Source organism: Sphingopyxis selenitireducens (genome assembly GCF_051550705.1).
Taxonomy (GTDB): domain Bacteria; phylum Pseudomonadota; class Alphaproteobacteria; order Sphingomonadales; family Sphingomonadaceae; genus Sphingopyxis.
Genome location: NZ_JBPULG010000001.1, coordinates 296,011 through 308,982, shown reverse-complemented (window position 1 = coordinate 308,982; position 12,972 = coordinate 296,011). Strand labels below are relative to the sequence as shown.

Annotated in this window: 11 protein-coding genes and 1 tRNA gene; all 12 read left to right on the top strand. The window is 63.0% G+C overall.

What is annotated here, in order from left to right:
* The first annotated feature begins 212 nt into the window (after positions 1–212).
* The 12 genes from ACSYDV_RS01365 (at position 213) to ACSYDV_RS01310 (ending at position 12,941) form a co-directional block, all read left to right on the top strand.
* A complete protein-coding gene (locus ACSYDV_RS01365) occupies positions 213–2,006 on the top strand; it encodes a tetratricopeptide repeat protein (RefSeq protein ID WP_438321943.1) in 1,794 nt (597 codons plus the stop codon).
* Positions 2,007–2,109: 103 nt separating this feature from the next.
* Positions 2,110–2,346, top strand: a complete 237-nt coding sequence (locus ACSYDV_RS01360; protein WP_003039428.1) for an acyl carrier protein — start codon at positions 2,110–2,112, stop codon at positions 2,344–2,346.
* Positions 2,347–2,512: 166 nt separating this feature from the next.
* Positions 2,513–3,772, top strand: coding sequence for a beta-ketoacyl-ACP synthase II (gene fabF / locus ACSYDV_RS01355; protein ID WP_438321942.1), 1,260 nt, complete (start codon positions 2,513–2,515; stop codon positions 3,770–3,772).
* Positions 3,773–4,054: 282 nt separating this feature from the next.
* Positions 4,055–4,975: an endolytic transglycosylase MltG gene (mltG, locus tag ACSYDV_RS01350; protein ID WP_438322819.1), complete on the top strand. Its 921-nt coding sequence runs from the start codon at positions 4,055–4,057 to the stop codon at positions 4,973–4,975.
* Positions 4,976–5,028: 53 nt separating this feature from the next.
* Positions 5,029–5,781, top strand: a complete 753-nt coding sequence (locus ACSYDV_RS01345; RefSeq protein WP_438321941.1) for an alpha/beta fold hydrolase — start codon at positions 5,029–5,031, stop codon at positions 5,779–5,781.
* Positions 5,782–5,926: 145 nt separating this feature from the next.
* Positions 5,927–6,418, top strand: a complete 492-nt coding sequence (locus tag ACSYDV_RS01340) for a 2'-5' RNA ligase family protein (protein WP_438322818.1) — start codon at positions 5,927–5,929, stop codon at positions 6,416–6,418.
* A 55-nt stretch (positions 6,419–6,473) separates the two neighbouring features.
* A tRNA-Met gene (locus tag ACSYDV_RS01335) sits at positions 6,474–6,550 on the top strand.
* A 254-nt stretch (positions 6,551–6,804) separates the two neighbouring features.
* Entirely contained in the window at positions 6,805–8,232 is a 1,428-nt protein-coding gene (locus tag ACSYDV_RS01330; protein ID WP_438321940.1) for an FAD-dependent oxidoreductase, read from the top strand.
* Positions 8,233–8,234: 2 nt separating this feature from the next.
* Entirely contained in the window at positions 8,235–9,044 is an 810-nt protein-coding gene (locus ACSYDV_RS01325) for an alpha/beta fold hydrolase (protein WP_438321939.1), read from the top strand.
* Between the two features lie 32 nt (positions 9,045–9,076).
* A complete protein-coding gene (locus ACSYDV_RS01320) occupies positions 9,077–9,667 on the top strand; it encodes a glutathione S-transferase family protein (protein WP_438321938.1) in 591 nt (196 codons plus the stop codon).
* A 267-nt stretch (positions 9,668–9,934) separates the two neighbouring features.
* Positions 9,935–12,241, top strand: coding sequence for a TonB-dependent receptor (locus ACSYDV_RS01315; protein ID WP_438321937.1), 2,307 nt, complete (start codon positions 9,935–9,937; stop codon positions 12,239–12,241).
* A gap of 16 nt (positions 12,242–12,257) precedes the next feature.
* Positions 12,258–12,941: a hypothetical protein gene (locus tag ACSYDV_RS01310; RefSeq protein WP_438321936.1), complete on the top strand. Its 684-nt coding sequence runs from the start codon at positions 12,258–12,260 to the stop codon at positions 12,939–12,941.
* The last annotated feature ends 31 nt before the right edge of the window (positions 12,942–12,972 follow it).

Genomic DNA, 12,972 nt, shown 5'->3' with positions numbered 1-12,972 from the left:
AGTTACATGGGGTCACGTCGCGGCATGTCGCCATTTGATAACTCTTTGTTAACCTTATTCGACGCTTTTTCGGGCCGATTGGCGTGGCCGGGATTTTCTGATAAGGGGTCTGACCCATCTGTTACCGTTACAAGCCGGTAACAATGACTGGCCGTACTTCTTGATTGGCGTATCTACCAGCCAGCTCGTTCAGGGGGCATTTGAGGGGTCGCATGGACGACGCGAAAGCGAATGACACGCAACACGGCGGGGACGTCGATCGGATCATTGCCGAGGAGCTTCAGCGGCTGCTGAACTCGCCGGTGTTCGTTCGTTCGCCCGTCCTGTCGCGCTTGCTTCAGTTCTTGGTCGAGCATCGTCTGCGCGGCGGCCGGGCTTCGCCAAAAGCTTATGCGATCGCGACCGAAGCGCTCGGGCGCAGTGCCGATTTCGATCCCGCCGTGGACAGCTATCCGCGGGTGATGGTCGGACGGCTGCGCAGCCTGCTCGATCGCTATTATTCCGATACCCCCTGGGTTCATCGCCTGCGCGTGCCGCAGGGAAGTTATGAAGTCGTCGTCCAGTATCGGACCGGACCGCCCGGACGATCTGCGGAAGGGCGCCCCGAGGATGTGGCTGCCAGAGAGCCTGCGGCGGCGGCTTCCGTTTCAGGCGCCGCATCGCCGCCACGGCCTGCTCCGGCCGCTTCGGAGCCCCGGTTGGGACTTTGGGTCGTTGGTATCATCATCGCGGGACTTGCCCTTTTTATCGGCTGGTGGGTGCTCGGCGGCCAGAATCGCCTGTTTGCCGGCGATCCGGTGCCGCGCCCGATCCTCGAGGTCAGCGCCCCCGAAGCCGGCGACACGCCGCCATCGCGCGCGCTCGCGCGCGCACTCGACGGCAAGCTGCGCGACGGGCTGCGGCGTTTCGATCTGGTCGATTTGCTCAGCGCCAAGGCGCCGGGCGGCACCGCCGCCACGCCGCGCGCCGACTATCGGCTCGATGCGTCGCTGGTGCGGACGCTCGAGGGGCCGGTCGACGTCACGCTGGTGCTCAATCGCGTCGCGGATCAGCGGACCATCTGGTCCCAGCGACTTCGACTGGCCACCGATCAGATGCCCGCATATGCCGCGATCGAACCTGCGATCGCCCAGATCGCCGGCGATTATGGCGTGATCGTGCGCGACCAGATTCAGCGTCAGCCGGATAATTTTGCGCCGGGCTTTCCCTGTGTCGCGCAGTTCAACCGAATGCGGCAGATGCGCAACGCTACGACGGCACGGCAGGTCGACCGCTGCCTGCGTGCCACGATCGCTGCCAAGCCGCTCGACACGCCCGCGCTGACCGCGCTGTCGCTGCTGCGCTATGGTGACTGGCAACCCCGGCGGGGCACGCCCGAGGGCGACGAGGCGTTGGCGGAGGCGCGTTTGTTCGCCGAACGCGCTTATGAAAGCGGCCCCGATACGTCGGCCGGGCTGTTCGCCATGGCGCGCGCCCATTTTTACGCCGGCAATTGTCCGGGCGGCAATGCGATGGGCGGCGCCGCGGTGGCGCTCAATCCCTATGACGCCGACATGGCGGGCTTTCTGGGGCTGTTCAAACTCGCTTGCGCCCAGATGGCCGATGGCGAGCTTTTGTTGCAACGGTCGCTCGACCTCGACGCTTCCTATCCGGGCGTTCCCGCGGTCGCACTCGCCTTTGTCCTCTCGCAGCGCGGCGAGCAGGAGCGCGCGACTCAAATTCTCAACCAGATCCCGTCGCCGAGCAAAATGGAGCCGCAATATCTGATGACGCGCGCGATCGTTCTGGCCCGCACCGGCGACCTTGCCGGGGCGCGAAAGATTTGGCGGCAGCTGACCGAATATACGAAGCAGCCCGCAAATGCGCCGCCGGAAAAAGTGCTGCGCCAGTTCATGATTACGCCGGTCATCATCCTGCGCGCCGCCGAGGCGCTGCGCGATTCGGGCGTCGTTCCGGCGGCTCCGGGGCCAGCGCGAGCCGCGCCGCGCGATGGGGCCGGGGGGTAGGCACATAGGTTTGCGACCCGTCGCCAGCCCTCTTGCCAGCCTCGCCGCTGCGCTCTAGGGCGTTTTTCAACATTCACGACATAGTCAGCAAAAGGAACTGTGCATGAGCGATTCGGCCGAAAAGGTAAAAAAGATCGTCGTCGAACATCTCGGCGTCGAAGCAGACAAGGTCACCGAGGAAGCGAGCTTCATCGATGATCTGGGCGCCGACAGCCTCGATATCGTCGAACTGGTGATGGCGTTCGAAGAAGAATTCGGCGTCGAAATCCCCGACGATGCGGCTGAAAAGATCGCCACCGTCAAGGATGCGATCGACTATATCGAAGCGAACAAGGGCTAAAGCGGCCCGGTCCGGCCCAGCCGGACGCGGCGGCGACGCCGCCCACGCGTTTCCGGCTTCCCGGTCCAGAGCCTGTGCGCTGTGACCGGGAAGCCTTTTTCTTGGGTACGCGCGAACCATATATGGGCCATGCCGCCGTGGCGGATGGCCGACGAAAGGACGAATTATGCGCCGGGTTGTGGTGACGGGATTGGGTTTGGTGACGCCGCTTGGCGCCGATGTGGAAACCACATGGGCCAATCTGCTCGCCAGCAAATCGGGCGCGGGCACAATCACCCATTTCGACGCGTCGGACCAGAAATGCACGATCGCCTGCGAAGTGAAGGGCCCCGACCATGAATATGGTTTCGATCCCGGCAAGCGCGTCGATCACAAGGTGCAGCGCCAGGTCGACCCCTTCATCATCTTCGGCATCGACGCCGCAGGTCAGGCGATCGAGGATGCGGGCCTTGAGGATATGTCCGAGGCCATCAAGCTGCGCGCCGGCTGCTCGATCGGGTCGGGCATCGGCGGTCTGCCGGGCATCGAAAGCGAAAGCCTGCTGCTCGCCGAAAAAGGCCCGGGCCGCGTTTCGCCGCACTTCGTCCATGGCCGCCTGATCAACCTGATCTCGGGCCAGGTCAGCATCAAATATGGCCTGCAAGGGCCTAACCACGCCGTCGTCACCGCCTGTTCGACCGGTGCGCATTCGATCGGCGACGCGGCGCGGATGATTCGCGACGATGACGCCGACATCATGCTCGCGGGCGGCGCCGAGGCGACGATCTGCCCGATCGGCATCGCGGGCTTCGCGCAGGCGCGCGCGCTCAACATGAGCTATAACGACCGCCCCGAACAGGCGAGCCGCCCCTATGACAAGGACCGCGACGGTTTCGTCATGGGCGAGGGCGCGGGCGTCGTCGTGCTCGAGGAATATGAACATGCCAAGGCGCGCGGTGCCAAGATTTACGCCGAAGTCGTCGGTTACGGCCTGTCGGGCGACGCCTATCACGTCACCGCGCCGCACCCCGAAGGTTCGGGCGCCTATCGTTCGATGGAAATGGCGCTGAAAAAGGCGGGCATGACCCCCGCCGATATCGACTATATCAACGCGCACGGCACCTCGACGATGGCCGACACGATCGAACTCGGCGCGGTCAAGCGCCTGTTCGGCGATGCGATCGGCGACGTGTCGATGAGCTCGACCAAATCGGCGATCGGCCATCTGCTCGGCGGCGCCGGCGCGGTCGAGACGATCTTCTGCATCCTCGCGATCCGCGATCAGATCGTCCCCCCGACGCTCAACCTCGACAATCCCGATGAGGGTACCGACGGCGTCGACCTCGTCCCGCACACGGCGAAAAAGCGTGAAGTGAAGGCCGCGCTCAACAACAGCTTCGGCTTTGGCGGCACCAACGCCAGCGTCATCGTCAAAGCGATCGACTAAGCGATTTATCCTCCCTGTTGCGAAGCAATGGGGAGGGGGACCGCCGCGAAGCGGTAGTGGAGGGGCGCCGACGTTGCGCTCCTCCGTCAGTCCCGCGGGACTGCCACCTCCCCATTGCTTCGCAACAGGGAGGATTGAAAACTCTCTTTCCTACATCGTGCCGCCATGCTCTATCACCCTGTCGTCGGGCTTCGGCCTACGGCGGCTTTTGGCATGCGCGTCTGTAACTTTTGTCACTTTTGCGCCGTTTGGGAGATTTTCGTGCATCCGTTCCGCTGGTTGATGATGACGATGTTTGCTCTTCTGCTCGCCGCCTGCTCGGGCGGCGCGCCCGAGGACACGGTCGTCGTCATCCCGCAGGGCGCGAGCATCGCGAAGGCGGGGCAGATACTGGAGGAGGCGGGCGTCGTCTCGGCCTCCAGCTTCCGTAACGAGGTTCGTTTCTTCGGCGGCGACGATCCGATCAAGCCCGGCGAATATGAGATCAAGGCCGGCATGGATGCAGGCGATATCCTCGAACTGCTGCAATCGGGCAAGACAGTCCAGCGTTTCGTGATGGTCCCCGAAGGGATGCCGTCGATCATGGTCTGGGACCGGCTGATGGCCGAAAAACGCCTGACCGGAAAAGTCGACGTGCCTGCCGAGGGCAGCGTCCTCCCCGACACCTATGCCTTCACCACCGGCGAGAGCCGCGCGGCCGTCGTCAAGCGCATGCAAACCGCGATGGACAAGGCGTTCGCTGAACTCTGGGCCAAGCGCAGCCCGCGCACTGCGGTCAAGGACCGCAACGAAGCGATCACGCTCGCCTCGATCGTCGAAAAGGAAACCGGCGTTCCCGCAGAACGCCGCACCGTCGCCGGCGTCTATACCAATCGCCTCGCGGTCGGCATGCGGCTCCAGGCCGATCCGACGATCATTTATCCGATCACCAAGGGCAAGCCGCTCGGCCGCCGCATCCTGCGCAGCGAAATTCAGGCGGTGAACGGCTATAACACATACAGCATGATCGGCCTGCCCAAGGGGCCGATCGCCAATCCCGGCAAGGCGTCGATCGCCGCGGTGCTCGATCCCGAGCCCAATGATTATCTGTTCTTCGTCGCCAAGGGCGACGGCGGCCATATCTTCGCCCGCACGCTGGCCGAGCATAATGCCAATGTGCAGAAATGGTATCAGCTGCGGCGCGAACGGGGCGAGATGGAATAAGGAACGACGCTGCACCTGCCTTTTGCAGGGGCGGCGGACAGGGGAGGGACGATATGACCACCGCGAAGTTGTTTCTCCACGGCGTCCCTGACAGTCCCGCAATCTGGCGTCCGCTGCTCGCGGCACTGGATCTCGGCGACACGCCCGTCGCTGTGCCCGCGCTTCCCGGCTTTACCGGGCCGCTCCCCGCCGGATTTCCCGCGACGAAGGAGGCTTATGCCGATTGGGCCGTGGGGCAGGCGGAGGCGCTGTTCGCGGCGCATGGCCCGATCGACATCGTCGGTCATGACTGGGGTGCGCTGATCGCGCAGCGCGCCGCGATGCTGCGTCCCGATCTCTTCCGCAGCTGGGCCGTGTCCAATGCGGTGATCGACCCCGATTATCGCGGTCACCGCATCGCGCGGATCTGGAACACGCCGATTCTCGGCGAAATCTTCATGGCGATCAGCCGCCCCGCTGCACTCGCCAAAGGGCTGGCGGGACAGGGCATGCCCGACGACATCGCTGCCGAGGAGGCGGCGCAATGGGCGAACAAGGACAAGCGCCGCGCGATCCTTCGCCTCTATCGCTCGGCGAAGGGGCTGAGCTTCGAACATGACTGGGCGCGCGACATTGGCATATTGCCGGAAAACGGCACGCTGATCTGGGGCGAGGCCGATCCCTATGTCGATCTGTCGGTTGCGCAGCGTTTCGCCGCGAACACCGGCACCCCGCTGGCGGTGATCGAAGGAGCAGGGCATTGGGCCATCGCCGAGCGACCCGCCGAGGTCGCGGCGGCCCTGACCGCCTTCTGGAACGGGCTGTGATCGAGATATCCCATCAGTGTGACCGGCGCACTCCATTGGACCCGGGCGCGGCGCGACCCTATCTGGGCGCTTCGAGATAGCAGGCCCGGGCATCCCCCCTCCCGTCCAGGCCGCTGGCGCCGTGCCCATCATCGTGACCGCGACGATGGGTGCGGCGGACCAGCGCCATTTCGATGCGCTCCGCGCCGCGCACTTCCCGCCCGAACGCAACCATCTTCGCGCCCACATCACGCTTTTTCACCAACTGCCGCCATCATGCCTCGACGAGCTCGACCGGCTGCTTCGCCGCATCGCCGCCGACAATCCACCGCCGGTCGCCACGATCCGTGACATTTATTCGCTCGGCACCGGCGTCGCCTTTCGTATCGACAGTCCCGACCTGCTCGCGATCCGCGAACATATTGCCGATCATTTCACCGGCGCGCTCACGGCGCAGGATCAGGGCGTGCCGCGGCTCCACATCACGATTCAGAACAAGGTTGCGCGGTCGGAGGCTCGGGCGTTGCTCGCCGATTTGACGCGCAATTTCCATCCGCGGCCGCTTTTGATCGCGGGCCTTGCAATCCATCATTACCGCGGCGGGCCGTGGGAAACCGCATCGACACGCAATTTTCGCGGCGCGCGCAGATGGTGTTGACCGGGAGCGAGACCCTGCTTATAGGCGCGGCTCGCCCAACGCGGCGGCCTTTCGGGGCGGAGTAGCTCAGCTGGTTAGAGCACCGGAATCATAATCCGGGTGTCGGGGGTTCAAGTCCCTCCTCCGCTACCATCGTTACAGTCCCAAATGTTCTCGTTTCGATCGGAGGTTTGCCGGTCGTCAGCGCTTGGCGCTGCCACCTCCCCATGCCTGCGGCACAGGGAGGACCAGAACGTCCGCAATCGATCGAAAGCCGCCCCCTCCATCGCCGGGCGCAGAAGCGTCGCGAATGCCCTCGGCTATTCTCGTGCTTGACGGGCTGGCGATTGCTGCCTAGCGTTATATGAAACACTGTTCTGAATAATGGAACATTTGCGGAGTGAGGCATGGGCGGGCAAAGCTGGGATATCATCGTCGTCGGGGGCGGATCCTCTGGCTTGCCCGCTGCGATCTTTGCTGCCGAACGCGGCGCGCGCATATTGTTGCTCGACGTTGCCGCCCAACTGGGCGGAACGCTTTGGGTTGCCTCCGGACAGATGAGCGCGGCGGGCACCCGTCTGCAAAAGGATAAGGGAATTTCCGACACCCCTGACGCGCATTTCGACGATGTGATGCGGATCAGCCGGGGGACGGCCAATCCCGGCCTGGTCCGTCTCGCCGTCGATCATGCCGCCGAGACGTTCGATTGGCTGATGGATCAGGGGCTGGAGCCGATACCCGATCATCCCGTCGCGGGTTTCGGACACGAACCCTATCGCGAGAAGCGCTATTATTGGGGCGCGGAGGGCGGTCTCAGCGTCAAGGACGTGCTCGTTCCGATCGTCGAACGCCTTGCGGCATCGGGCGCGATCACGGTCAAACTGGAGCATGAGGTCGTCGGGCTGCAGGTCGATGCCGATGGCGCGGTGACGGGCGTCACGGCGAAGGATGCTGCGGGCACGGAGCATCGCTTCTCTGCCCCCCATGTCGTCCTGACCAGCGGCGGTTATGCCGGCGCGCCCGAATTGTTCGAAGAACTCAGTGGCTATCCCCAATATAACGCCGCGCCCTATCCCCATGCGCGGGGCGCGGGGCTGCGGCTGGGGCAATCGGTCGGCGGCTGGCTGTGCGGCTTCGACAAGGTCTATTGCAACTTCGGCACATTGTTCGACACCGACAGCTTTCCCGCGCGCATGCTGGCGCGGCCCGAAACCTTCCCCGAACGGCGCGAGCCGTGGGAGATTTATGTCAACGCCGACGGACAGCGTTTCATCCGCGAGGATATACGAAGCGTCGATGCGCGCGAAATGGCGCTGCTCGACCAGCCGGGGCGGCGTTACTGGATCGTCTTCGATCAGGCGATCCTCGATGCGGCGCCGCCGCTGATCATCGACTGGACGCGCGAGGATATGCTCGCGGCGTTCGATCGCGACGGTCCGGCGTTCGCTCGCGCCGACACGCTGGATGGTCTGGCAGAGGCGGCGGGCATCGACGCGGACGGACTGGGGCGGGCGGTTGGCGGCTTCAACTATGGCGTGACGACCGGACATGACTTCTTCGGGCGGGTTCATGCGCCGTTGCCGATCGGCAAGGGGCCTTTTTATGCGATCCGAATGCAGGGATGTTCGATATCGAGCGCGGTCGGGCTGGCGGTCGATGATGATTTGCGGGTGATCCGCGAGGATGGGACGCCGATCCCCGGCCTTTATGCGGCGGGCGAACTGCTCGGATCCTCGCAGACGATGGGCAAGGCCGCGGCGGGAGGGATGATGGTCACCCCGGCGATGACCTTCGGTCGCCTGCTGGGGCAGCGTTTGCTGCTGGTCGGGGCATAGCGATGCTGCCTTCGGTCAATATTCTTCCCGGCGAGCGGCGCGGCTATGTCGATGGCCCGTGCGGGCAGGTCCATTATCGCGAACAGGGAAGCGGGCGCGCCGTCGTTCTGATCCATCAGGCGCCCTGGTCGTCGATCCAGTATCGCCGCGCGATGCCATATCTGGCCGAAAAGGGGTTTCGCGTTATCGTACCCGATCTGCCCGGCCACGGCATGTCGAGCCCGCCCGATGGCGAGCCCAGCGTCGAACTTTATGCCGCCACGGTGGCGGCTGTGATAGACGGGCTGGCTCTTGGGCCGGCGGCTGTCATCGGCCATCATGGTGGTGCGCTGGTCGCAGCGCGGCTGGCGGCGGCCTTTCCGGAAAAGGTGTCGGCGCTCGTGACCGACAATATGCCATATTATGATGCGGCGCAGCGGGCCGAGCGTTCGGGGACGCTGAACGATGTTCAGGAGATCAAGCCCGACGGCAGCCATTTGACCGATCGCTGGGCGGCGGTGCGCGGCGTCGCCGATCCGGCGTGGACGGACGAAACGATCCATGTCGGTATCGTCGCCTATTTCGCCAATGGTCCGTGGAAAGAGGACGGCCATCGCGCGGCCCCGGCCTATGATCTGGACGCCGACATCGACCGCATCATCTGCCCGGCGCTGGTGATATCGAGCAAGACCGACCGGCTGTTTCCGATGGGGCAGAAGCTCGTCAGCCGCCGGCCCGAATGGCAATATGCCGAGTTTTCCGGGGGCGCCGGGATGCTCTTCGAACGCACGCCCGAATGGGCGGCGCCGATCCTTGAATTTCTGGCCGGCTGACGGTCCTTCCCCAAATCTGCGGAGATAATGACATGACGATCACCATCTATGGAAAGCCCGGATCGCGCGCACGGCGGCCGCTGTGGGTCGCGCGCGAGCTGGGTCTGACGGTGGAAAATGTCGAACTGTCCGCCGAAGAGGCCAAGGCGCCTGCTTATCTCGCGATCAATCCCAACGGCAAGGTTCCGGCGCTGACCGATGGCGATCTGACGATTTTTGAATCGCTGGCGCAAAGCCTGTATCTCGCGAAAAAATACGGCACTGGCACATTATATCCGGCTTCCGTTGAGGATGAAGCGCGCATCTGGCAGTGGACATTGTGGGCGGTAGCAGAACTCGAAAAACCGCTCGTGACCTGTTTGATGGAGCGCGTGATCCGGCCCGAGGATCAGCGGAATGCGGCGGTGGCGGATGCGGCTGAACGCGACTTGCAAAAGCCCCTCGCTGTCCTCGATGCCGCGCTCGACGGGCGCGAATGGCTGTTCGATGCTTTTTCGGTGGCCGATATCAACGTCGCCGCGGTAACGGCGATCGCGAAGCCGGGGAAGGTGGACCTTGCCGCCTTTCCGAACCTTGCCGGCTGGCTCGACCGCGCGATGGCGCGACCCGCCTATGCGGGGTGAATTGTTGCGGATTTGTCACACCACCGCCCTCCCGGAAAACGGACGAAAACAGGGCGTGACTCGATGACACATATGTTATACATCTAGGTCAAATAAAGCATATGCTGGCTTTCTCGCAGGAGGGCTCGGACCGATGTTCGGCGCTCCCGGGGAGAGTTTGGTCTATGCGTTGATTTGTATGTCAATTATAACAATTTGGACGATTCCAGGATTGAACGGGATGGCTCTGCCGATCGTGCGGGGCAAAGGAAGAGGGAAAGCGAATCAATGAAAGCAATTAAATTGGGACTGGTTGGCGGCTTGAGCCTGCTCGCGGTCGAAGCATCGCAGACGGCCTATGCGGCGGAAATCACGGCCGATGCAGAGGTCTTGGACCAAGCCGATCCCGGCGAAATCGTCGTCACCGCACGTAAGCGCGAAGAGCGTCTCCAGGATGTGCCGATTGCCGTTTCGGCCATGACGGCGGATGATATCGCCGAACGCGGCGTTCGCGATCTTTCGGCCGTTGGCGATTTTACGCCCGGCCTCTCGCTCGAACGCGCCAATCGCTATGGCACCCAGGGCGGCGCAAGCCGTCCGGTGATCCGCGGCATGGGCAATGTGCTGGGCGAACCCAATGCGCAGGTGTTCGTCGACGGCATTCCTTTTTCGGAATCGATCCTGTCCTTCCCGTTCGACCTCGTCGAGCGCGTGGAAGTGATCAAGGGGCCGCAGGCGGCACTTTATGGCCGTTCGACCTTTGCCGGTGCGATCAACCTGGTCACCAAAAAGGGCGGGAACACCCCGGAGAATGCGATCACCGCGCGGGTCGCCCAATATGGCGACTATGAACTCAACCTTCTGTCGCGTGGCCCGATCATCGAGGACAAGCTCTATTATATGGCGCACGCGCGCCACTATGAGTTTGGTGGCATGTACCGCAACTCGCTCGATGGCCGTAAAGTTGGCAATGAAAAGAGCTTCAACCTCAACGGGTCGCTCGAATTCCGTCCGACGAGCAACTTCACCGCGACGCTGAGCGGCGGTTATATCCGCGACCGCGACGGCCATCCCGCGATCGTGACGCAGGACCGGTTCCAGAATAATTGCTACCTGCAGTCGGCGCGCCAATATTATTGCGGTGTCGTCAAGCGCTATGATGAAACGACGCTCGATCTGGAAGGGCTGGGCGACACGGTCGGCCTGCGCCGCGACAGCTATCGCGCTTTCCTCAGCATGGTCTATGAAGCGGGCGATTTCACGATCACCTCGAACAGTGGCTATTTCAACACCAAGACCGAATTCGGTCATGACTCGACCTATCAGGGCGCGACGGCGTTCGGACGGACGACAGTTCCGAATGCGCCGGGCTTTGTGCGTCCGGTCGCCGACGGCGTGCGTTCGGGCAATGTGATGCGCAACGAAGTCGGCAAGCGTGAGGAATGGTCGTCGGAACTGCGCGTTCAGTCGCCCAAATTCCTCGACACCTTCGACGTGATGGTTGGCGCATTCTATTATCAGCGCCGCCGTGCGCTGGAAGAGCGGCATTTCGACGTCACCGCACCGACGATCGATTCGGGTATCGACCGGACCGACAACATCGCTTTCTTTGGTGCCTTGAACGCGTCGATCACCGATCGTCTGAGTGCCTCGGTCGAAGTGCGTTACGCAGAAGACCGCATCGGAAACTACAAAAGCGCAACCGATGTGCTGGCCGAGCGCAAGTTCAAGTCGACCACCCCGCGTTTCACGATGGACTATAAGCTGTCGGACGATTCGATGGTCTATGCGACGCTGGCCAAGGGCAACAAGCCGGGCGCGTTCAACTCCGATCCGCGTTTCCCCGTCGAAGTGCAGTTCGCCGAAGAAGAGACCAGCTGGAACTATGAAATCGGTTCGAAGAACCGGTTCCTTGACGGCGCGCTGCTGCTCAATGTTGCGGCCTTCTATGTCGACTGGAGCAAGCAGCAGCTGAGCTCGGCCTATATCTTCCCCGATGGCAGCAGCCGTTCGTACATCATCAACGCCGGTGAAACCGAAGTCAAAGGCGTCGAGATCGAAATGCAGGCGAAGTTGTCGCCGGAATTCAGCGCTGGCATCAGCTATTCGTTGAACGACGCGAAGTTTGTGAAGTTCGACGATGCGGAGGCCGGAAACCTGTTCGGCGATCCGTCGGTCGCGGGCAATCTGGTCCCTAACGTGTCGCGCAACCAGGTTTCGGCCTTTGCCGAATATGTGCGCCCGGTATCGAAAACGATCGACTTCAGCTTGCGCGGCGACCTGTCTTTCAATGAAAGCAAGTTCGACCAGATTTATAATCTGGCGGAAACCGGCGACAAGATTCTGCTGAATCTGCGCGCGGGCCTTCAGGCCAAGAATTGGAAGTTCTCGGTGTTCGTCGACAATGTGACCAACAACCGGGCACCCTCGACAGTCATCCGCTGGGTCGATCAGCTCAATCTGAACGTGCCGCAAGTCGTGAACCCCAATCCGGCGCAGAACAATGTCCCCGGCACGACAAACCAGGAGCGCGGCTTCCAGTATCCGCTCGCGCGCAAGCGTCAGGTCGGTATTACGCTCGGCTATAACTTCTGATCGAAGGGACGATCGCATGAACGGTTCCGATGCTTTGAGGAATGCGCTTCGGGTGCTGGCGGTCGCAGGGGCTGTCACGCTGGGGGCTGGTGTCGGAACAGCGATGGAGGCCGTCCCGCAAGGGGCGGCCGCCGTTGCGGCGTGCGATGCGGTCGCCGCGCATCCCGACGATCCGGACAAGGTCGGGCCGGGCCATGTGAAGGCCCAGATCGACCTGCCGGCCGCGATCGGCCTGTGCCGTACAGCTGCTGCCGCCGATCCGGGCAATCTGCGCGTCCGCTATCAGCTGGCGCGCATGCTGTTCTACAGCGGCGAGCGCGAGGAAAGCCTGCAGGCCATGAAAGGTGCGGCCGATGACGGCTATCGGCAGGCGCAGTTCGTTTATGGCGTCTTCATCAACTATCAGCGCGACGGTGCGCCGAAGGACCTGTGCCTGACCGAAGCCTATTGGCAGAAGTCGGCGCTGGCCGGACGTCAGGCCGCGCGCGTCAACTATGTGCGCGAGCGGTTGAACGGGCGTTTCAAGGGCTGCAAGAATATGGCGTCGGTGCCGCAGATGCAGCAGATTTTGGCGGCGGCGGCCAGCGATGCCACCAACTATTATGAATCGCTCTTCATCAAGGATCTGACGATGCGGCTGGAAGCGGGCGCATCGTCCGAAGCCGCCACGAAGAAGCCGGGCAGCGAACCGGTCTGGTGATAGGATCAGGAAAGAAAGCGTGACATGATCG

Bases quoted from the DNA above. Each gene is read 5' to 3' on its own strand.
- ACSYDV_RS01320 (WP_438321938.1), top strand. From the start codon at position 9,077: ATGACGATCACCATCTATGGAAAGCCCGGATCGCGCGCACGGCGGCCG.
- ACSYDV_RS01345 (WP_438321941.1), top strand. From the start codon at position 5,029: ATGACCACCGCGAAGTTGTTTCTCCACGGCGTCCCTGACAGTCCCGCA.
- ACSYDV_RS01325 (WP_438321939.1), top strand. From the start codon at position 8,235: ATGCTGCCTTCGGTCAATATTCTTCCCGGCGAGCGGCGCGGCTATGTC.
- ACSYDV_RS01365 (WP_438321943.1), top strand. From the start codon at position 213: ATGGACGACGCGAAAGCGAATGACACGCAACACGGCGGGGACGTCGAT.
- ACSYDV_RS01330 (WP_438321940.1), top strand. From the start codon at position 6,805: ATGGGCGGGCAAAGCTGGGATATCATCGTCGTCGGGGGCGGATCCTCT.
- ACSYDV_RS01360 (WP_003039428.1), top strand. From the start codon at position 2,110: ATGAGCGATTCGGCCGAAAAGGTAAAAAAGATCGTCGTCGAACATCTC.
- fabF (WP_438321942.1), top strand. From the start codon at position 2,513: ATGCGCCGGGTTGTGGTGACGGGATTGGGTTTGGTGACGCCGCTTGGC.
- mltG (WP_438322819.1), top strand. From the start codon at position 4,055: ATGATGACGATGTTTGCTCTTCTGCTCGCCGCCTGCTCGGGCGGCGCG.
- ACSYDV_RS01340 (WP_438322818.1), top strand. From the start codon at position 5,927: ATGGGTGCGGCGGACCAGCGCCATTTCGATGCGCTCCGCGCCGCGCAC.
- ACSYDV_RS01315 (WP_438321937.1), top strand. From the start codon at position 9,935: ATGAAAGCAATTAAATTGGGACTGGTTGGCGGCTTGAGCCTGCTCGCG.
- ACSYDV_RS01310 (WP_438321936.1), top strand. From the start codon at position 12,258: ATGAACGGTTCCGATGCTTTGAGGAATGCGCTTCGGGTGCTGGCGGTC.